The sequence below is a fragment of the Geminicoccus sp. genome, from assembly GCF_036263595.1.
Lineage (GTDB): Bacteria > Pseudomonadota > Alphaproteobacteria > Geminicoccales > Geminicoccaceae > Geminicoccus.
Window position 1 is genome coordinate 49,892 of record NZ_DATAGQ010000194.1, and the last position, 20,247, is coordinate 70,138.

Consider the following 20,247-nt stretch of genomic DNA (forward strand, 5'->3'; position numbering starts at 1 on the left):
TGACCGCCCCTGGCAGCTGGACCGGGTTCCTGGAAGGCCAGCCCTCAGGATGCAGGCGCGGCTCTAGAGCCAGTTCGGCCTACCCGATGGGCCCAGAGGCTGGCGCCGGCATGGCCAAGCTTCTACGGTCAAGCACGTGGACAAGGCCAGTCCTCGGGAGAACGGGACCATGCGCGTCGGTGTGCCGAAGGAAATCAAGACCCATGAATACCGGGTGGGCCTCGTCCCCTCCAGCGTCCGCGAGCTGGTCCATCACGGTCACGAGGTGACCGTCGAGACGCAGGCGGGACTGGGCATCGGCTATGACGACGAGGCCTACCGCAAGGCTGGCGCCACCATCGCCGGATCGGCGGCCGAGATCTTCGCCGGCGCCGACATGATCGTGAAGGTCAAGGAGCCGCAGTTCCACGAATGCGCCATGCTGCGCGAGGACCAGGTCCTGTTCACCTACCTGCATTTGGCCGCCGACCGGCCGCAGACCGAGGCCCTCTTGAAGTCGGGCGCCATCTGCATCGCCTACGAGACGGTCACCGACCGCCGCGGCCGCCTTCCCCTGCTCACACCCATGTCCGAGGTCGCCGGCCGGATGTCGATCCAGGTGGGTGCCCACTGCCTGGAGAAGGCGCAGGGCGGCTCCGGCGTCCTGCTGGGCGGCGTGCCGGGCGTGCCGGCCGGCAAGGTCGTCATCATCGGCGGCGGCGTGTCCGGCACCAATGCCGCGCGCATGGCCATGGGCATGGAAGCGGCCGTCACCGTGATCGACCGCTCGATCGACCGCCTCTACGAGCTGGACCTCCAGTTCGGCCCGACCCTGAACACGATCTTCTCGACCATCGACGCCATCGAGCAGCACGTGACCGGCGCCGACCTCGTCATCGGCGCGGTGCTGATTCCCGGTGCCGCCGCGCCCAAGCTCATCACCCGGCAGATGATCGCCGCGATGAAGCCCGGCTCCGTCTTCGTCGACATCGCGATCGACCAGGGCGGCTGCGCGGAAACCTCGCGGCCCACCACCCATGCCGAACCCACCTATGTCGTCGACGGCGTGACCCATTACTGCGTCACCAACATGCCGGGCGCAGTCGCCCGCACCTCGACCCATGCACTGAACAACGCCACCCTGCCCTATGCGCTGGCACTCGCCGACAAGGGCTGGAGCCGGGCCATCAGCGCGGACCCGGGCCTGGCCGATGGCCTGAACATCGCCCGCGGCAAGCTCACCTACCAGGCCGTGGCTGAGTCGCTGGACCTGCCCTTCACCCCCCGCGGCGATATCGGATGAGCGTGAGCGGGGCATGAGCATACGGATCGGCTCGAACAGGGAGCGTCCCTCGGCCGTGCCCTGGGCGCTCCTGTTCGCCCGGATCCCCGGCCAGGGGCGGTCCCTGCAGAGCCGCATCCGCCAGATGATCACCGGGGCGGTGCTGGATGGTCACCTGCCCTCGGGCGCCGCCATCCCCTCGTCCCGTGCCCTGGCCGAAGCCCTGGATGTCGCCCGCAACACCGTGGTCCTGGCCTACCAGCAGCTCGTGGCCGAAGGCTTCCTGGAGCCCCGCCCCCGCTCCGGCTTCGTGGTGGCGCCGCGCATCGCGACCACGCCCGCAAGGCCAGTGCTCCCTGGCGGCTCCACCGTCGCCTGGAGCCGCCGGCTGATCGCGACCCCTTCCGGCCAGCGCAACATCACCAAGCCGGACGACTGGCAGAACCGCCGCTATCCCTTCCTCTACGGCCAGTACGACCCGACCCTGTTCCCCCGGGCCGAGTGGCGCGACTGTGTGCGGCAAGCCATGTCGGTCCTGGAAGTGCGGGACTGGGCCAAGGACCTGATCGACGGCGACGACCCAGAGCTGATCGAGCAGTTGCGCACCCGCGTCCTGCCAAGGCGCGGCATCTGGGCCGGCGCGGACGAGATCGTCATCACGCTGGGCGCCCAGCAGGCGCTCTACCTCATCTCCTCGCTGCTGGTCGGCCCCGACACCACGGTCGGCATCGAGAACCCGGGTTACCCCGATGCCCGCAACATCCTGGCGCTGCGGACAAGCCGGCTGCGCCCGCTGCCAGTGGACCATGCCGGCCTGATGGTCGACAACCGCCTCGCCGGCTGCGACCTGGTGCTGCTCACGCCGGGCCACCAGTGCCCGACCACCGTGACCATGCCCCACCACCGCCGCGAAGCCCTGCTGGCGGATGCCAGGGCCGGCGACCGGATCATCGTCGAGGACGACTACGACACGGTCGACGGCCTTGCCGACGAGCCCGTTCCAGCCCTCAAGTCGATGGACCGGGATGGACGCGTCATCCATGTCGGCTCGCTGTCCAAGACCCTGGCCCCCGGCCTGCGCCTGGGCTTCGTGGTGGCCCCGGCACCGGTCATCAAGGAAGCGCGGGCCCTGCGCCGCCTGATGCTCCGTCACCCGCCGGCCAACAACCAGCGCGCGCTGGCGCTGTTCCTGGCCCACGGCCACCACGAGACGGTGCTGCGCCGCATGCGTAAGGCCTTCGCCGAACGTGCGCGCGTCCTGGAGGAGAGCCTGCGCCAGCACTTGCCGCGCCTGCGCTGGACGATGCGGCCGGGCAGCGGCGGCGCCTGGGTGGAGGGCCCACCAGACCTGAACGCGACCCACCTGGCGGAGCGTGCCCTGGGCCATGGGCTGCTCATCGAGCCGGGCCTGCCCTTCTTTGCGGATTTGCAGCCGCCCGAGCACTACTTCCGGCTCGGCCTCAGTTCGATCCCGACAGAAAGGATCCAGCCCGGCATCCAGCTGTTGGGAAGACTGATGCGGGAATGATCGACGTCGGACAGCATTCATGCCACCGGAATTCCAGTCGAAACTACAGGAGTTCCTGGTAGAGCGCCTTCTGGACTATGCCGGACGGCCGACAAGGCCCCTGTATCATTACACCGGTGGCAATGGCCTGATTAAGATCATCAATACCGGCACCTTGCTGGCCAGCCAGATCGGCACACTGAACGACAGCATGGAGTTGGCCTACGCGACCATGCTCCTGCAGCAGCGGATGGCCGATGCGGTGAAGAATGACGAATGCGCCCGCTCGCATGCCGCATTCGCCCGGATCGCCGACCAGCTGACACGCATCAAGCCTGAGGCCACTGGCGTGTATGTGACTTCCTTTACCGAGGACGGCGATTCATTGAGCCAGTGGCGCGGCTATGCCGATGGCGAGGCCGGCTTCGCCATCGAGTTCGATCCGGCTGTCCTTAGCGGCGCCAGCTGCTTTCAGCCCAGCTACCTCCTGAAGGTCGAGTATCACCCGGACCGTCAGAACGACCTGCTCGGCCGCATCGTCCGCTGGACGGACGAGGCTTTTGCCAAGGGGCTGGCCGACCGCACGGCCGGTTCCGTCGACGCCTGGGCGGAAGAGTTCGCGCCGAGCTGGATCGTGACCCTGGCCCCGCTCACCGCCTGCCTGAAGCACCCGAAGTTCGAGGCGGAGCGCGAGTGGCGGATCGTCTACTACTTCCGCGACGGCGACCTCCAGCGCATGCAGTTCGTCCAGCGCCGCGCCACGATCTCCCGGCACATCCCGCTCACCTACGGAGCCACCCCCTCCGATACGAGGCTGCCAGTGACCGGGGTCGTCATGGGGCCGTGCCGCTATCCCGATTCGACCCGCTACGCGGTTGCCGATCTGCTGCGGGCGAGAGGATACGGGACGGATGTGGGCGCAGTAGCGGAATCGAAGATCCCGTACCGGCTGATCTAGGGGCGGGTTCGCGCAGCGTCGAATATGCACGGTGGTTGGCCGCCCGGCGTCCCTTGGCAGACGCTGCGCCCGGGGCACCTATTGGCTCCTGGTGGGATCGTCGGCCGGGTTGGCATAGGTGATGCCGAACGGTCCTTCCGTGGTGATCTGGATGACGGTGTCGACCTCCGCGAAGGCATAGTGATTCACGCCCGCGGGCAACTCCACATAGCCTCCCGGGCCGAGCCTCTCGGCCGCAGCTTCATCAAGCTTGTCGCCGCTACCGAAGAACAACTCTCCGGAGATGACGGTCACCGGCTCGCTGTGCGGGTGCAGGTGTGGCGGGATCTTGTAGCCGGCCGGGAGCTTCAGGCGGAGCGTGAACGTCTCTGCTGCGCCGGGGTCGCCGGAGAGGACGGCGATCTCTGCACCTTTCGGCAAGGCGGGAGGAGCAGGTCCCCACTGGATCGCATCGACATCCATCGGAAGGACCTTCTGCTCCTGCGCCATCGCGCCTGCGCAGCAGGCACAAGTAATCGTCGTGGCAAAAAGGAAAGCGCGCATGATTGCCTCCTGGGGTCGATGAACAACGGCGAGCCGGCCGCCGAAGCGTCGAACCGCCAACGGACACCTTAGCGACCCGACATTGGTGAAAGCGTGGTAGCCGGCGTGGGAAGGCCCGTGGAATATGCGCCATGGCTCCCGTGGAGAGCGGTCGGAGGCCATGCCGGCTGGCCCGGGACATGGTTCTGGCCCAGATCCACCATTTCCGCTGGTCCTATTGGCTACCCTGGATCCCCGTTACCCTTTCCCCACCGAACAGGAGGCACGAAGCGACGATGACCCGGATGACCCCCAGCGAGGCGATGGTCGAGACGCTCGCCGCCCAAGGCGTGACGCATGTCTTCGGCATCGTCGGCTCTGCCTACATGGATGCGCTCGACCTGTTCGAGCCGGCGGGCATCCGGTTCATCTCGGTGGCCCACGAGCAAGGGGCCGGCCACATGGCCGACGGCTTCTCGCGCGCCTCGGGCCGGCACGGCGTCTGCATCGCGCAGAACGGGCCGGGCATCACCAACTTCGTGACGGCGGTCGCCGCCGCCTACTGGGCGCACAGCCCGGTCGTCGTCATCACCCCGGAGACCGGCTCGAACACCCAGGGCCTGGGCGGCTTCCAGGAAGCCGAGCAGATGCCGTTCTTCGAGAAGATCACGAAGTACCAGGTGCATTGCGGCCACCAGGGCCGCATGGCCGAGTTGCTCTCGCGCTGCTTCGACTATGCCATGATGGAGCGCGGTCCCACCCAGTTCAACATCCCGCGCGACCTGTTCTACGGCGAGGCCGACTACGCCATCCCGCAGCCGATCAGGGTCGAGCGCGGGGCTGGCGGCCCCTCGTCGCTCGAAGCCGCCGCGGAGGCCCTGGCCGGTGCCAGGTTCCCGGTGATCCTGTCCGGCGGCGGCGTGGTCATGTCGGACGGAGTCGACGAGGTGGTGAAGCTCGCCGAGCACCTCTCGGCCCCGGTCGTGAACACCTACCTGCACAATGACAGCTTCCCGAAGTCCCACCCGCTCTGGGTCGGCCCGATCGGCTATCAGGGCTCCAAGGCCGCGATGAAGCTGCTGGCCCAGGCCGACGTGGTCCTGGCACTTGGCACACGGCTTGGACCCTTCGGCACGCTGCCCCAGCACGGCATCGACTACTGGCCGAAGAACGCGAAGTTGGTCCAGGTCGAGATCAACCCGCGCAAGCTTGGCTTGGTCAAGCAGGCCTCGGTGGCGGTCTGCGGCGACGCCAGGGCCGCCACCACCGCGATCCTCGAGAAGCTCCAGGCCGAGAACCGCCAGATCGTGGCCCATGGCACGCGCGAGGCTCGCCTGTCGGAGATCCAGAAGCAGAAGGACGAGTGGGAGGCCGAGCTCAACCAGTGGGGCCAGGCCGACGGCAGCCCGATCTCGCCCCGCCGCATCCTGCGCGAGCTGGAAAAGGCCATGCCGGACAACGCCATGGTCACCACCGACATCGGCAATATCTGCTCGGTGTCGAACTCCTACCTGCGCTTCGAGAAGCCCCACTCCTTCTTCGCCGCCATGAGCTTCGGCAATTGCGGCTACGCCTATCCCACGGCGATCGGTGCCAAGGTTGCCCGGCCCGACCGGCCGGCCATCGCCTATGTAGGCGACGGCGCCTGGGGCATGAGCCTGCAGGAGACGCTGACTGCCGTGCGCGAGAACATCCCGGCCATCGCCGTCGTCTTCAACAACGGCCAGTGGGGTGCCGAGAAGAAGAACCAGATCGACTACTATGCCGATCGCTTCATCGGCACCAACCTGAAGAACCCGAGCTTCGCCGCCATTGCCGATTCCATGGGGGCCAAGGGCATCAAGGTCGACCATCCCGGCCAGATCGGCGACGCGCTGCGCGAGGCGGTGGCCTCCGGCCGTCCGTGCGTGCTGGAGATCATGGCCACCGAGGAGCTGGGCGATCCCTTCCGCCGCGACGCGTTGAAGAAACCGCACCGCCTCCTGCCGAAATACGCCGACTACACGGTGGCCTGAGCGGGCGGGGATGCCGTGCTTTGAGGGCTGACGGACCGGGCCGTTCCTCGTAGAAGGAAGGCTCCGGCCCAGCCACGCCCCAACGACAGGCACCCTTATGCCCGAACCGACCGCGCCGCCCACGCGCACCACCACCGCCCTCGATCTGCAACTGGCCGGGGTCTACTTTCCGATCCTGGTGGAGTTGGCCAAGGACAAGCGCACGATCAGCCAGGGTGACCTGATCGAGCGCGCCAAGGCGCTCCACCCGCAGCGCAAGAGCGTTCAGAAAGTGATCGCCGTCAGCCTAGCCCGCCGGCTCGAGGTCGTGCGCTCCTTCTGCCAGGAGCGTGGCCTGCCGGACCTGTCCAGCCTGGTGGCGAGCAACGCCGCTGGCGAGGATGGTGCCACCCCTTCGCCGGACGCCGACCCGATCGAGCTCAGGCGGCAGGTCTTCTCGTTCGACTGGTCCACCGTCGCCACCGACTTCGCCGATCATGTCCGGGAGGGCGAGACGTCGCCCACGCCGAAGACGAAGATCAACGAGAAGCAGGCGATCCAGATCATGTGGGACCACTACAAGTCCAACATGACCTCGATCCCGAAATCGGTGACTGCCTCCAGGACGCAGATCATCGCCGACATCCTGGCCGGCTCGACCGTCGAAGACGCCTTTTCCAAGGCGATCCTGGCCAACCCGCCCGTGGTCACGAAGAAGCGCTCCTCGTAGCGGCGGCTTGATCCGGCGCCACCGCCGGATCGGTCCGGCCTGCCTGCTGGTTCATCTCGCTGCGCCTGGCGGCCAGTTCCATCACCTTCGAGCGCAGTTGCGGGTAGCGGGTCAGGAACGACCGGAAGTCACGCTTTTCGAGCGTCTGGAACTGGCAGAAATCGACGGCGGTGACGTCCGCCGAGCGTCGCCGGCCGCTCAGCAGCGCCATCTCGCCGAAGAACTGACCGGCTTCCAGCCTGATCCTGCGGTCGCCCACCTTCACCTGCACGGCGCCCGACGAGATGAAATAGGCGGCATCGGCCCGATCGCCGGTCCGGATGATCCGCTCGCCCGGTGCTGCCGTCCGCGGCCGGAACAGCATGAGCAGGTCTTCGCGCGCCTGCTGGTCGAGTTCGGCGAAGATCGGGAAGCGGTCGATGATGTTCTGGATCTGCAGCGACCGGTTGGTCTCGCGCGCCTCCATGCGCTTGCGCAGCACGTCGAGCTGCCCCTGGAGCAGGCTCAAGGAATGCTGCCCGTAGCTTCCGATCCGCTTGGAGAAAAAGGGGCTGAACGACTTGGTCGTCAGCAGCCAGTCGGAGGCGGCGAAGACGATGGGATTGAGCGTCACCGACAGGAGGGCCCCGGCCAGGATCAGGTCGCGTCCCTCCGGCGGCAACTGCCCGGTCGCCACGCCCAGGCCCGCCAGGATGAAGGAGAACTCGCCGATCTGCGCGAGGCTGGCCGCCACGGTCAGCGCCGTGGCCACCGGATAGCCCAGGGCCAGCACGATCGCGAACGTCACGAGCAGCTTGCCGACGATGATCGTGGTCAGCACGGCGGCCACGGCCAGAGGCTCGCGCAAGAGGATGCTCGGGTCGAACAGCATGCCGACCGACACGAAGAACAGGATGGCGAACGCATCCTGCATCGGCAGCGATTCGGCAGCGGCTCGATGGCTGAAGTCCGATTCGCTCAAGATCAGCCCGGCGAAGAATGCGCCGAGCGCGAACGACACGCCGAACAGCTCGGCCGAGCCGTAGGCGATGCCCAGCGCCAGCGCCAGGACCGACAGGGTGAACAGTTCGCGCGAACCGGTGCGGGCCACCTGCTTGAGCAGCCACGGCACCACTTTCGGGCCCAGGAGCATGGCGAGCGCCATGAACGCGCCGACCTTGCCGAGCGTGATCAGCACCGAGAGCAGGATGTCGTCGCCCGCGGCCGGATGCGCCAGCCCTGTCGCACTGCCGACGAAGGCCGGCAGGAGCACGAGGGTCAGGACCATCGCCAGGTCCTCGACGATCAGCCAGCCGATCGCGATCCGGCCGTCCACGGTGGCGAGGCCGTTGCGGTCCTCCAGCGCTTTCAGCACCACGGCCGTGCTGGCGACCGCCAGGCTGATGCCCAGCACCACGCCCGCTCCCAGGCCCCAGCCCCAGAACGCAGCGAGCCCGATCCCGATCGGGGTCATCAGCACGATCCGGCCAAGCGCTCCCGGCACCGCCACCCTGGAGACCGCCATCAGGTCGGCGACCGAGAGGTGCAGACCCACACCGAACATCAGCAGGATGACGCCCATTTCGGCCAGCTGGTTGGCGATGCTCGGATCGGCGACGAAGCCCGGCGAGAATGGGCCGACCACGATCCCCGCGACCAGGTAGCCGACGAGCGGAGGCAGGTTGATGCGGTTCGCCAGGAAGCCGAACACGAAGGCGATGACGAAGCTCATCGCCACTGTCGCGATCAGCGGAACCTCGTGGTCCAAGAACCCGCCTCCGCCGGCCGTCTTCCTCGCCCCGATTGTCAGGCGGGGCCGGGCCGACTGCAACCGCGCAGACGGCCCTTTGTCCAACCTTGCGGGCTGGGCAGCGTCACTGGCTCCGCGTGCAGGAGATGATCGGCGGATCCTCGACCCCGACCGGTCGGACGACCAGCTTCGCGTCCGTCAGTTCCAGCACGTCGCTGGTGGAAGGCTCGGACTGGTCGATGAAGGTCGAGGAGACCAGCTGTGCAATCGGAGCCAGGATCGTCGATCCGGCGCTGTCGTCGGCCGCCGTGATGCTCGAATCGATGTTCGAGATCACGAGCCGCTCACCTTCGACCGACCAATCATAGGCAAACTCGGTCTTGAGCTTGGCAGGAATGCCCGCAGGCTTTCCCTCGGTATCGGCCGCCGCAACGACCTTTCCCTTGCCGTCCGCGCCATAGGTCGTGGTGTTGGCCACGTCCGGCATGTCGGGAATGGGGTTCAGCTGGCGGCAGGTCCAGTTGCCGACGATCCGGTCGGCATCGACCGCGCCCACCTTGTCCGTCACGTTCACGACGGGGCGCGTCGGTGCGGAGCTGGTCCCGCCACCGGTGGCACATGCCGCCAGAGGAAGACCGGCGGCGATGGCGACAAGCAGGCGTTTCATGCGTCGTTCGGTCCATGTCGTTGACCTGTGCCGCATCTGAACCCGCATCGAAGCCGAGACCAATGGTCCTCCGGCAACAATGCGAGCCAAATCGGCAGGCGAAGGCCGCCGTGTGCCGGCCCGACACGGCGACTGGCTCGCCTAGGGTGCGAACGGGATCTTCTTGTGGAGCTGGAAGCTGCTGGGCAGCGCATCGTCAGTAAGCCCGCCCTTGTCCATCTGTTCCCAGAGATGCTGGTCGTACGGGCCGCGATAGATGTTGTAGTGCTGGATGAACAGGCCGGCTCCACCTTCCCGACAGACACGTTCCAGCTCTTCGTCGACATTCTGGCTCGACCGGTACTGCCGCCAGAAGTCCTTGTCGGTGAAGATCACGTAGTGGTCGGTGAACTCGGCCATGGTAGGCGTCTCCAATCGCGTTTGTACTGTCCTGCCTGTGTCAACGGCCGAGCGCGGCAAAGGTTGTGCTCCCGCGTCCCGTTCTCCCGCAGTCCAAACCGCCAGGTGTTCTCGAAGCGGCCCGCTCCCCTGGTGCGGGAACGCCGCCACAGGACCGCCCTGCATCCTCCCTCGGATTTGTAGCGCCGTTGCGGCGGCTTGGCCGTGGATGTTAAATCTGCACTCAAGTTCATGGCCGCCAATCGAAGTCGTCACACCGATGCCCTTGTCCCGCCTAGACAGCCTCGGCGAGTTTCCGTTCCGCCGGCTGGCCGGTCTGTTGGCGGACCTCTCGCCGCCATCCGCCCGCCCGGTGCTGGACCTCGGGATCGGCGAGCCGCAGCATCCGGTCCCGCCGATCCTCGCTGAGACGCTTGCCAGGCATGCCGGCAGCTGGAACCGCTACCCGCCGCCCACCGGTACGCCCTCCTTCCGGCGGACGGTCCTGCGCTGGCTGTCCCGGCGCAACCGGCTCCCGGAGGACGCGCTCGACCCCGACCGGCACGTGCTGGCGGTCGCCGGAACCAAGGAGGCGTTGTTCCTGGCAGCGCTGCTCGCCGTCGACCGGGTCCGCCGGAGCAGGCCGGTGGTGCTGATGCCCACGCCGTTCTATGCGGTCTATCTCGGGGCGGCAGTCATGGCCGGGGCGGAGCCGGTGCTCCTGCCCAGCACCGCCGCGCACGGCTTCCTGCCCGATCTCGACGCGATCCCCACAGACGTGCTGGAGCGGGCTGCGGCCTTCTATCTCTGCACGCCGTCCAACCCGCAGGGCGCCGTGGCGGACCGTGCCTATCTCGCCCGGGCCATCGCCCTGGCCCGCCGGCATGGCTTCGTCCTCATCCTCGACGAGTGCTATGCCGAGCTCTGGGACAGAGAGCCCCCGCCCGGCGGCGTGGACGTCGCGATCAACGAGACCGGCAGCATCGAGCAGGTCCTCGTGTTCCATTCGCTGAGCAAGCGGTCGAATGCGGCAGGCCTGCGCTCCGGCTTCGTCGCCGGCGATCCGCGCCTCGTCCAGGCCTTCGCGAAGCTGCGGGCCTATGCGGCGGCCACACAGCCCGTGCCGGTCATGGAAGCTGCCGAGGCCTTGTGGAACGACGAGGCGCATGTCGAGGAGAACCGCCGCCTCTACCGGCAGAAGTTCGATGTGGCCGAACAGCGCCTTGCCGGCCGTTTCGGCTTCTTCCGGCCTCCTGCCGGATTCTTCCTGTGGCTTGATGTCGGTGACGGGGTGGCGGCCACAGCCAGGCTCTGGCACCAGGCTGGATTGAAGGTCCTGCCCGGTGCCTATCTCGACGGCCCCGAACCCACCTCCAGTGCCTATGTCCGTCTGGCGCTGGTCCACGATCTCGGGACGATCGCCGATGCGCTCGACCGCTTCGCCACCACGCTTGCCCCAACAGATCGAGTGGCTCGATCGGGAGGATCCTGACTTGGCAACGACGGTCGATCATCTCCGCGGCGAGCGGCCGTTCGCCGGCCTGGTCGCCACCATGCGCCGGCTGGTGGTGGGCCTGGGCTGGCTGGCGGTGGCCGGCCTGCTGGCCATCGCGGTCTGGGGCTTCGATCCGGCCGATCCGTCCTTCAACACCGCCACCAGTGCCGCCCCCGCCAACCCGCTGGACCTGTTCGGCGCCTATGCCGCGGACCTCGTGCTGCAGCTGTTCGGCGTGGCGGTGTGGCTGCCGATCGCCGTGTTCGCGGTCTGGGGGATCCGTCTCGTCGCGGACAAGCCCTTCTACAGCGTGCTGCTCCCGCCCACGGCCCTGCCGATGGCGCTGTTGGGTCTGTGCGCCTTCCTGGCGACCCAGCCCCAGCCAGACGCGGCGAGCTGGCCGCTGCGGGTAGGCCTTGGCGGCTTTGTCGGGCGCTTCCTCCACGAGACCCTGCACCCGATGGTGGGCGGCGTGCTCTACGGCTGGGGGGCCGTTCTGCTCACCCTGGCAGCCGGCATCCTGGCCTTCGGCATTCCGCTGACCGATGGTCGCTGGAAGCTGTTCGGCCTGGCGCGGCCAAGGAGCCGGCGGCATCATCTCGAGCGCAAGCAGCAGCCCGGGCCCTCGTTCCTCGCCAGGCTGTCCCTGCCGCGCCTGCCCGCCATCGGCGGCAGGACAATCGCAGGTGCGAACGTCGTCTGCGGCCTAATCGCTCAGGTTCGGGGGCGGGTTGCGGCCCTGTTTCGCACGAACGAACCCGAGAAGCCGGTGCGCCCCCGCCGCCCGGGCGTCCGCCGTCCCGAGCCCGACAGCTACGACGACGACACGAACGAACCCGAGCAGGAACTGGCGAAGCCCACCCGTGGCCGTGGCCGGACCGCCAGTGCTCCGCCCGAGCCGGTGCAACCGGATCCACGCGATTACATGAACGAACCCGAGGATGACGACGAGGACGAGGATGACCTCATCCCGTTCCCGCCCCCCGCCAAGGGTGGTGGTGGCCGTGCGTCCATCCCGGCGCCCGCCGCCAAGACGACGGTGGCGGTGCTGCGGCCATCCGATCCTGCGCGCACCGCCGCGTCGGACGACGGCTTCGAGCTTCCCGACCTGGAGTTTCTGACGCCGCCCAAGCACAAGCCGAACGCGGCAATCACCAAGGAGAAGCTGCACGAGACCAGCCGCCAGCTGGAAACCGTGCTGGACGATTTCGGCGTGCGCGGCGAGATCACCGATGCCAAGCCCGGCCCGGTTGTCACCCTCTACGAGCTGGAGCCTGCCCCCGGCACCCGGGCGGCGCGCGTCATCAGCCTTGCCGACGACATCGCCCGCTCGCTCTGCGCCCTTTCGGTCCGCGTCGCCACTGTGCCCGGCCGCAACGTGATCGGCGTCGAGCTGCCGAACGATGTCCGTGAGACGGTGTTCCTGAAGGAGCTGCTGGACAGCCCGCAGTTCACGGAGACCTCGGCCCGCCTGGCCCTGGCACTCGGCAAGGACATCTCCGGCAAGCCGATCATGGTCGACCTTGCCCGGATGCCGCATCTCCTGATCGCCGGCACCACCGGTGCCGGCAAGTCGGTTGCCATCAACGCCATGATCCTCTCGCTGCTCTACCGGCTGACGCCCAAGCAGTGCCGGATCATCATGATCGACCCCAAGGTCATCGAGCTCTCGGTCTACGACCACATCCCGCACCTCCTGGCCCCGGTCGTCACCGAGCCCGGCAAGGCGGTGGTGGCGCTCAAATGGGTCGTCAGGCAGATGGACGAGCGCTACCGGCTCATGTCGCACCTGGGTGTCCGCGACATCTTCGCCTTCAACCGGCGGATCGAGGCGGCCAAGGCGCAGGGCGAGACACTGAACCGGCGCGTACGCACCGGCTTCGAACCCAACACCGGGGCGCCGACCTTCGAGGACCAGCCGATCGAGATGAAGTCGCTGCCGCTGATCGTCGTCATCGTCGACGAGGTGGCCGACCTCATGCTCACCGCCGGCAAGGAGATCGAGAACGCGATCCAGCGCCTCTCGCAAAAGGCCCGCGCCGCCGGCATCCACCTGATCGTCGCAACGCAGCGCCCCTCGGTCGACGTGCTGACCGGTGTCATCAAGGCGAACCTGCCGTCCCGGATCTCCTTCCGGGTGTCGTCCAAGATCGACAGCCGCACCATCCTGAGCGAGCCGGGTGCCGAGCAGTTGCTGGGCCAGGGCGACATGCTGTTCATGATGCCGGGGGACCGGATCCTGCGCATCCATGGCCCGCTCGTGACCGACGACGACGTTGCGCGGGTGGTGACCCACCTGAAGGCGCAGGGCGAGCCCGATTATGTCGATGCGGTGACCGACGACGTGGCCGCCGAGGAGGGCGGCAGCGGTGGCGACGGGAACGGCCCGCAGGGTGCCATGTTCGGTTCAGGCGGCGAGGCCGGCGGCGACGCCATGTACCAGGAAGCGATCAAGGTCGTTGCGCGCGACGGGAAGGCCTCCACATCTTATCTGCAGCGCAAGCTCAACATCGGCTACAACACGGCTGCCAAGCTGATCGAGCGGATGGAGCAGGATCGACTGATCACGCCCGCCGACCATGTCGGGCGCCGCCAGGTCCTGATGGGCCGTGGCGGGGTGGATGGCGACGAGCCTACGGAATTCTGATCCCCCTGGCAGGGTCCGGGAGGGGTCGTGCAGGAAGGATGAACGTTGACGTCACGACGTCTGTTTCTTTCGACGGTGCTGGCAGGTCTGGCGGTACCGGTCCTCGCTGAAGCGGCGCTCACGGCGGCCGAGCAGGCAGCGGTGGATTCGGTCACCAGATGGATGCGCGGCCTGAAGACGCTGACCGCGACCTTCGTCCAGATCGCCCCTGACGGCGCGTTCACGACCGGGCGCCTCTGGATCCAGCGGCCGGGCCAGATGCGGATGCAGTACGATCCGCCCGCCGATATCCTCCTGGTGACCACGGACTGGCGGCTCGTCTTCTACGACGCCAAGGTCAAGCAGGTGAACTACATCCCGGTGGGTGAGACCCCCATCGGCTTCCTCCTGTCGGAGAATCCCGACTTCGGCAAGGAGGTGCTGATCCGCAAGGTCCGCGTGGCCGGCGGCGAGATCGCGATTACCGCCTATCGCAAGGGCAACGAGGGCCAGGGCTCGGTGGAACTGGTCTTTGCCCAAAAGCCGGTCGAGCTGCGTCGCTGGACGGTCCTCGACCCGGGCGGTACCAAGACCGTGGTGACGCTCTCGGACGTGCAGACCGACCGGCGGATCGACCAGGCCCTGTTCACCTGGCGCGACCCGCAGCTGTTCGGCTATCCCGAGCTGAACTGACGCACGCGCCCCGATGAACGACCTGCTCCTTCTCTTTGGCCTGTTCGCCAGCGCGTTCAGTTCCGCCACCATCCTGCCCGGCAGCTCCGAGGTCGTGATGCTGGGCCTGATGACCCAGGGCCTCAGCGTGCTGTCGCTCTGGGTGGTGGCGACCATCGGCAACCTGGCAGGATCGGTCCTGTCCTGGTGGATGGGTACCGCGCTCCTGCGCTTTCAGGACCGTCGCTGGTTCCCGGTGGGTCCGGACAAGCTGGAGCGCGCGCAGCACTGGTTCGCCCGCTGGGGCAAGCCGGCCCTGCTGTTGACCTGGCTGCCTGGCGTGGGCGACGCGCTCTCGATCGCGGCCGGCACGCTGCGCGTTCATCTGGCGACCTTCGTGCTGCTGGTCGGCTTCGCCAAGGGGGCACGCTATGCCCTCGTGCTGGGCGGTGCTGACTGGCTGGGCGTCGACCAGATCTTCAACTGACCGGTGTGCCGTGGCATCAGGGAGCCCCCGCTCCAGGAGACATCCTCATGCAGCTGATCACCCTGCCGCTCAGCCCCTTCGGGCGGAAGGCTCATATCGTCGCCCTGGAGAAGGGGCTGGACCTGGAGATCGTGGCGCCTCCGTCCGGACTGGATCCGAGCGTGGCTGCGAAGAACCCGCTCGCGAAAGTGCCTGTCCTGGCACTCGCGACCGGTGACGCACTCTACGACAGCCCGGTGATCTGCGAATATTTCGACACGATCGGCAATGGGGCGCTGCTGATCCCCACCGGCGACGAGCGCTGGCCGGTGTTGCGTCGCATGGCCCTGGCCGACGGGATCATGGACGCGGCCGTGGCAGCGCGGCAGGAGAGCATCAGGCCGGACGGCGAGCGGTCACAGGCTTTCATGGATAAGCAGCGCCAGTCGATCGTCCGTTCGGTGGATGCGGCTGCCGGCGAGCTGCAGAGCTTTGCAGGACAGTTGCGGCTGGACTCGATCGCGATGGCGGTGGCCCTGACCTATCTGGACGTCCGCCATCCCGGCATCGACTGGCGATCGAGGGCGCCCGAGCTCGACCGCTGGCATGCGGAGATGGAAAAGCGGCCCTCGTTCGCGGCCACCAAGCCCGCGGCCTGAACCTCAGCTCTCCTGGCGTCGGCCGAGCAGGTCGCCCGACGCCAGGAGCGAGCCCCCCACGATCAACAGGGCGGCGAGCAACAGCCGCCATGACGGTTCGGCCCGACCCATGACGAGGAGCAGGAGCGTGCCGATCAGCGGGCCTGCATAGGCCGCTGCACCGAGCACGCGGATGTCACCGCTCTTGGTGCCCCGATCCCACAGCAGAAATGCCAGGCCGACCGGCCCCAGGCCCAACAGGACCAGCATCGCCCATCCGTGGCCTTGCGGGAGGACCGGCTGTTCCACGAGCAAGGAAGCGGCCAGCGAAAGGACTGCCGTGGCCAGGCAGAAGCCAATCACCGCGTCCGACGACGTGGCCGCCGCAAAACGTCGGTTCAGGATGGAGTAGCCGGACCAGATCAGGGCGGCCGCGAGCGCACACAGCCAGCCGGCCAAGCTTCCCCCGCCTCCGATCTCGCCCCTGCCGAGCACGATCAGGCTGGTGCCGCCCAGCCCGAGCAGCGCCCCGACGACATGCCTTGGCAGGAGTCGCTCGCCCGGAAGCAGGGCAGAGAACAGTACGATCAGGAGTGGCCAGAGGTTGATGACCAGCAGGGCATCGACCGGCGGAAGCAGCTTCAGCGCCGTGAAATAGACGGCATGGTACCCGAAGAAGCCGCCGACGCCGATCGCCCAGGCGAGCGGCGTGGCCTGGAAGCCCCGCGTCGCCGGCTGCCCGCGCACGAGCAGCGCTCCCATCAGGAACACCCCGCCAATCAGGAACGCGGCGCCCGTCAGGAGAAATGGCGGCACGCCGTCGAGGGCCACCCCGAGCGGCGCCAGCGTCGCCCACAACAGGATGGCGCCCATGCCGATCAGCGTGCCAGGGCGGCGGTCGGGCATTTCGCCATGGTGACGTGTGGTACTGCCAGCGCCTATGGTTGACGCAGATGGACCCGCCTCGGAGACCGACATGCTCTTCATCATCCGTGCCGAAGACAAGCCCGGCGCCCTCGCGCGCCGCATGGAAGTCCGGCCTACTCACCTCGCCTACTTGCAGTCCAGGATGGAGGTGATCAAGGTCGCCGGCGCCACGCTGGACGAGAAGGGCGATCCAATGGGCAGCGTGCTCATCGTGGACGTGGCCGACAAGGCAGAAGCGGAAGCCTTTGCCAAGGCCGACCCATTCTCGGTCGAAGGCGTGTTTGCTTCCTTCACGGTCACTCCCTATCGCGCCGCACTGGGCGCCTGGATGGCCTGATCGACGTCATGGCACACTGGCTGATGAAGACGGAGCCGGAGGACTATTCCTGGGAGCGGCTGGTTGCGGACGGCGAGACAATCTGGTCCGGCGTGCGCAACCATCAGGCCGCCCGCAACATGCGGTCGATGGCGCTGGGCGAGGAGGTCTTCTTCTATCGCTCGGTCGTCCAGCCGGCGGTGCTCGGGATCATGAGGGTATCGCAGACCTGGTACGACGACCCGGACAACCCGCCATGGTGCCTGGTGAAGCTGCAGCCGGTCCGCAGGCTGCCGAACGAGGTGCTTCTCTCGGCGATCAAGGCAGAGGCTGCCCTGGCGGACATCGCCCTCATCCGGCAGTCCCGCCTCTCGGTGACGCCGGTCAGCGACGAGCACTGGCAACTGATCCTGGAGCTGAGCGACGGGTCAAGGTGACCTGCGCCGACATCCCTCGCCCTACCACGCGATGAGAAGCCTGCACCCCTGGTTCGTCACCGTCCTGCCAGCCTTGGTGGTTGGCGGCATTGGGGGAGGCCTGTTCGCCATCGCGCACGTTCCGCTCGCCTGGATGCTGGGTGCCCTGTTCGCGACGACGCTGGCCGCGTTGGCCGGCTACCGCATGGTCGTCCCGGCATCGCTGCGTTCGCCGTTCGTGGTCGTGCTGGGTGTGCTGGTCGGATCCTGGTTCGCACCCGACATGATGGGGCATGTGGTGCGATGGTGGCCGAGCCTCCTGGCACTCCTGCCCTACATCGCCCTCGTGACCCTGGTGACGACGCTCTGCTTCGTGCGGATCAGCCGCTACGACCCGGTCACGGCGTTCTTCTGCTCCGCTCCGGGCGGGTTCTCGGAGATGGTGGTGGCAGGCGAACGGGCCGGCGGCGACTTGCGGCGGATCGCCCTGATCCACGCCATCCGTGTGCTGATCGTGGTGAGCGTCCTGCCGGTCTTCGCCTGGCTGGTGGAGGCGGAAACGGCGGGTGTCACCGGTCCAGCCCTGCCGTCGGCTGGTCTTCGCGATCTGGTCCTGCTCGCGGGTTGCGGTACGGTCGGCGGCGTGGCCGGCGCCATCCTGCGACTACCGGCAGGCCCCCTCCTTGGCGCCATGGTGGCGAGCGGTGCCGCCCACATGGCGGGGCTAGTGCAGGGTGCCCCACCCGACTGGAGCGTGGCAGCGGCGCAGGTGGTCATCGGCGCGGCGGCAGGTTGCCGCTTCACCGGCACCGACCCACGCATGATCCTGCGCACCCTGGGGGAAAGCGTCCTGTCGACGACCCTCATGCTGCTGTTGGCAGCTGCCGCGGCTCTCCTGCTCCATCTGGCCACCGGGCTGCCGTTCGCGGCGCTGCTCCTGGCCTTCATTCCCGGTGGCCTCGCCGAGACCAGCCTCATCGCCATCGTGCTCGCCGTCGATCCGGCCTTCGTGGCTACCCACCACGTACTACGGATCGCGGTCATCGTGCTGGCCGTCCCGTGGGCATGGCGGATCTATCGGCGCCTTGCCTGGGGCGGGGCGCCGCCAGTCTAGCTGTACAATCCCGGGATGTGGTGTGCCGGTTCGAGCCTGAACCCATCCGGCTCTTTGGCCCAGGTCTGACAGATGAACTCGCAGGGTGTGAGGCCGCGCAGGGTCGTCAGGCGCCGGGCGTGGCAGCAGGCGGCAACGAAGAATTGCAGGTATGCCCTTGGCTGGTCGTGGCAGCGCTTGACCGTCGCGTCCTTGATCGGGCGGTTCATTGGCAGGGCCTGCCAGTTGGTCCACCATCCAGCATCAGCCGGATGATCCGCATCTCGAAGATGACCGGTTCAGCAGAGTCGGGAGGGGATGGTCCACCTTGGTCAGCCGGTGGTCGATGCCGTCGCACAGCGCTCATCGAAGACGTGCTGGATTTCCCAGATGTCCTGCGGCAAGGCGTGAACTGGACTCCGTTGCCGGTCAGCGGATCTGGGCCTTTGTCGGGCATGCCGGCGGATCGCTGCGCGATGGTGTGGATGCGCCCGAGCACGGCCAGGATCAGGTCGCGCGGGAACGGAGCGGCCTCCATCTTGCCCGTACGCTCCACGAGTTGGGCAAAGGCGAGCTTCTCGTCTTGCCGCCGCCAGGGCCTGCTGGCGGCTGATCGCCACGAACAGGCTCAGCTTGTCCACTTCAGTTCAGATCGCGGCCAGTTCGATGTGGACTTAGAGCCCTTAACAAAACCACCTCGTCACGACCTTGAGGCAGATCAGGCTGGCGGCGAGCAGGTGGAAGCCCTGGAGAATGTCGAGGCGCCGCTCGTAGCGGACGGTGAGCCTGCGAAAGCGGCTGAACCAGGCCAAGGTCCGCTCGATCACCCACCGGTGCCGGCCAAGCTTCTCGCTGCTCTCGATCCCGCGCCTGGCGATCCTGGGCACGATCTGGCGTCGGCGCAGTGCTGCGCGGCAGAAGTCGAAGTCGTGGCCTTTGTCGGCATGCAGCTTGGTCGGTCGCTTTCTTGGCCGTCCTGCACATTGCCGTACCGGCGGCACCGCCTCGATCAGCGGTGTGAGGAGCTTGCTGTCGTGCCGGTTCGCCGCCGTGAGCAGAAGCGCAAGCGGGATGCCGTGGCCGTCGACAAGGAGGTGGCGCTTGGAGCCAGGTCTGCCGCGGTCGGTCGGGTTCGGCCCGGTCGCTTCGCCCCCTTTTTCGCCGCGAACGAGGCACTGTCGACCGCTGCCCGACTCCAATCGATGGCGTTGGCCCTGCCCAGCCGATCCAGCAGTACGCGGTGCAGCCGCGCCCATACCCCAGCCGCTTGCCAGTCGCGCAGCCTGCGCCAGCAGGTCATACCCGACCCGCAACCCATCTCCTTGGGCAGATAGGCCCAGAGATGACCAGTAGGCCATCTCTCCATCCACAGCGTGGTCGGCGTCAGCAAGACGCCGACGGGCCAAGGCCGGTGCGCAGCACGAACACGATGCCTTCCAGCGCTCTGCGATCATCAACAGGCGGACGGCCACCTCTTGGCCGCGGCCCACGCGCGGGGAGGAGCGGCTCGACCAACCGCCATAGCTCGTCGGAAACCAGAGGGTCTTTCATCCGGCCATTTCAGCGCAGCTTGCTCCCATGCCCACCAGGTTCTGTTATGCGCTCTAAGCCCGATCCCCCGGAGGGCTGTCAGCACAGCTGACAGGGCTCGCAGGCCACCCAGGATGCGCCTCCAGATGCCGGCTGAGTGCATAGCTTCAGCCCGCTCCCTCGGAGACACGGTATTGCCGGTCAAGCGGGTGGCGGGTCGGCTGCTCCGGGGTGGAACGCCTTTGGTGGGCGGATGACGGCTTGCGCCCACGACCAGCAGCCTTGGAGTTGCCGGCGGTCGCCGGGATGCTGGCGTCTGCAT

18 protein-coding genes and 2 pseudogenes are annotated in these 20,247 nt (G+C 67.6%); 13 read left to right on the forward strand and 7 right to left on the reverse strand.

Annotated features, from left to right (window positions below):
• The first annotated feature begins 169 nt into the window (after positions 1 to 169).
• The 3 genes from ald to VHL31_RS21000 are packed head-to-tail and all read left to right on the forward strand — an operon-like array spanning position 170 to position 3,726.
• Complete coding sequence (gene ald / locus VHL31_RS20990; protein WP_329663189.1) at positions 170 to 1,282, forward strand: alanine dehydrogenase; 1,113 nt, start codon at positions 170 to 172, stop codon at positions 1,280 to 1,282.
• Between the two features lie 13 nt (positions 1,283 to 1,295).
• Complete coding sequence (locus VHL31_RS20995) at positions 1,296 to 2,789, forward strand: PLP-dependent aminotransferase family protein (protein ID WP_329663190.1); 1,494 nt, start codon at positions 1,296 to 1,298, stop codon at positions 2,787 to 2,789.
• 19 nt (positions 2,790 to 2,808) lie between these two features.
• Positions 2,809 to 3,726 (forward strand): DUF2971 domain-containing protein, encoded by a 918-nt coding sequence (locus VHL31_RS21000; protein ID WP_329663191.1) that lies wholly within the window; start codon positions 2,809 to 2,811, stop codon positions 3,724 to 3,726.
• Positions 3,727 to 3,804: 78 nt separating this feature from the next.
• On the opposite strand, the gene VHL31_RS21005 is transcribed toward VHL31_RS21000, so the two are convergent.
• Positions 3,805 to 4,269, reverse strand: coding sequence for a cupin domain-containing protein (locus VHL31_RS21005; protein ID WP_329663192.1), 465 nt, complete (start codon positions 4,267 to 4,269; stop codon positions 3,805 to 3,807).
• Positions 4,270 to 4,544: 275 nt separating this feature from the next.
• Here VHL31_RS21005 and xsc point away from each other — a divergent pair, with 275 nt between their 5' ends.
• Together xsc and VHL31_RS21015 are read left to right on the forward strand one after the other, a co-directional pair.
• Positions 4,545 to 6,263, forward strand: a complete 1,719-nt coding sequence (gene xsc / locus VHL31_RS21010; RefSeq protein ID WP_329663193.1) for a sulfoacetaldehyde acetyltransferase — start codon at positions 4,545 to 4,547, stop codon at positions 6,261 to 6,263.
• A gap of 97 nt (positions 6,264 to 6,360) precedes the next feature.
• Positions 6,361 to 6,972 (forward strand): hypothetical protein, encoded by a 612-nt coding sequence (locus VHL31_RS21015; RefSeq protein WP_329663194.1) that lies wholly within the window; start codon positions 6,361 to 6,363, stop codon positions 6,970 to 6,972.
• On the opposite strand, the gene VHL31_RS21020 is transcribed toward VHL31_RS21015, so the two are convergent.
• The 3 genes from VHL31_RS21020 to VHL31_RS21030 form a co-directional block, all read right to left on the reverse strand.
• Positions 6,950 to 8,719, reverse strand: a complete 1,770-nt coding sequence (locus VHL31_RS21020; protein ID WP_329663195.1) for a cation:proton antiporter — start codon at positions 8,717 to 8,719, stop codon at positions 6,950 to 6,952. The genes VHL31_RS21015 and VHL31_RS21020 overlap by 23 nt on opposite strands.
• A 106-nt stretch (positions 8,720 to 8,825) precedes the next feature.
• The gene (locus VHL31_RS21025) at positions 8,826 to 9,368 is read right to left on the reverse strand and encodes a hypothetical protein (protein WP_329663196.1); all 543 of its coding nucleotides are present in this window, start codon (positions 9,366 to 9,368) and stop codon (positions 8,826 to 8,828) included.
• Between the two features lie 141 nt (positions 9,369 to 9,509).
• Entirely contained in the window at positions 9,510 to 9,767 is a 258-nt protein-coding gene (locus VHL31_RS21030; RefSeq protein ID WP_329663197.1) for a hypothetical protein, read from the reverse strand.
• A 259-nt stretch (positions 9,768 to 10,026) separates the two neighbouring features.
• Between VHL31_RS21030 and VHL31_RS21035 the strand changes: the two genes are divergently transcribed.
• Genes VHL31_RS21035 through VHL31_RS21055 form a run of 5 tightly spaced genes read left to right on the forward strand, consistent with a single transcriptional unit; the run spans position 10,027 to position 15,664 of the window.
• Positions 10,027 to 11,238 (forward strand): aminotransferase class I/II-fold pyridoxal phosphate-dependent enzyme, encoded by a 1,212-nt coding sequence (locus VHL31_RS21035; RefSeq protein WP_349262509.1) that lies wholly within the window; start codon positions 10,027 to 10,029, stop codon positions 11,236 to 11,238.
• Between the two features lies 1 nt (position 11,239).
• Positions 11,240 to 13,888, forward strand: coding sequence for a DNA translocase FtsK (locus tag VHL31_RS21040; protein WP_329663199.1), 2,649 nt, complete (start codon positions 11,240 to 11,242; stop codon positions 13,886 to 13,888).
• Positions 13,889 to 13,933: 45 nt separating this feature from the next.
• On the forward strand, positions 13,934 to 14,560 hold the full coding sequence (locus VHL31_RS21045; RefSeq protein WP_329663200.1) for an outer membrane lipoprotein carrier protein LolA: 627 nt from the start codon (positions 13,934 to 13,936) through the stop codon (positions 14,558 to 14,560).
• 13 nt (positions 14,561 to 14,573) lie between these two features.
• Positions 14,574 to 15,026 carry a YqaA family protein gene (locus VHL31_RS21050; RefSeq protein WP_329663201.1) on the forward strand — a complete coding sequence of 151 codons (453 nt, stop codon included), beginning with the start codon at positions 14,574 to 14,576 and terminating at the stop codon, positions 15,024 to 15,026.
• Positions 15,027 to 15,073: 47 nt separating this feature from the next.
• Complete coding sequence (locus tag VHL31_RS21055; RefSeq protein ID WP_329663202.1) at positions 15,074 to 15,664, forward strand: glutathione S-transferase N-terminal domain-containing protein; 591 nt, start codon at positions 15,074 to 15,076, stop codon at positions 15,662 to 15,664.
• A 3-nt stretch (positions 15,665 to 15,667) separates the two neighbouring features.
• On the opposite strand, the gene VHL31_RS21060 is transcribed toward VHL31_RS21055, so the two are convergent.
• On the reverse strand, positions 15,668 to 16,549 hold the full coding sequence (locus tag VHL31_RS21060; RefSeq protein WP_329663203.1) for a DMT family transporter: 882 nt from the start codon (positions 16,547 to 16,549) through the stop codon (positions 15,668 to 15,670).
• 70 nt (positions 16,550 to 16,619) lie between these two features.
• On the opposite strand from VHL31_RS21060, the gene VHL31_RS21065 reads away from it, so the two are divergent.
• The 3 genes from VHL31_RS21065 to VHL31_RS21075 are packed head-to-tail and all read left to right on the forward strand — an operon-like array spanning position 16,620 to position 18,416.
• Positions 16,620 to 16,907, forward strand: coding sequence for a YciI family protein (locus tag VHL31_RS21065; protein ID WP_329663204.1), 288 nt, complete (start codon positions 16,620 to 16,622; stop codon positions 16,905 to 16,907).
• Between the two features lie 23 nt (positions 16,908 to 16,930).
• Positions 16,931 to 17,323, forward strand: coding sequence for an EVE domain-containing protein (locus tag VHL31_RS21070; RefSeq protein ID WP_329663205.1), 393 nt, complete (start codon positions 16,931 to 16,933; stop codon positions 17,321 to 17,323).
• 31 nt (positions 17,324 to 17,354) lie between these two features.
• On the forward strand, positions 17,355 to 18,416 hold the full coding sequence (locus tag VHL31_RS21075) for an AbrB family transcriptional regulator (protein ID WP_329663206.1): 1,062 nt from the start codon (positions 17,355 to 17,357) through the stop codon (positions 18,414 to 18,416).
• Here VHL31_RS21075 and VHL31_RS21080 read toward each other — a convergent pair.
• Together VHL31_RS21080 and VHL31_RS21085 are read right to left on the reverse strand one after the other, a co-directional pair.
• Positions 18,413 to 18,649, reverse strand: a pseudogene (locus VHL31_RS21080) (IS481 family transposase); the annotation flags it as partial. The gene VHL31_RS21075 and the pseudogene VHL31_RS21080 overlap by 4 nt on opposite strands.
• 429 nt (positions 18,650 to 19,078) lie before the next feature.
• Positions 19,079 to 19,946: pseudogene (locus tag VHL31_RS21085) on the reverse strand (IS5 family transposase).
• Positions 19,947 to 20,247: the final 301 nt, after the last annotated feature.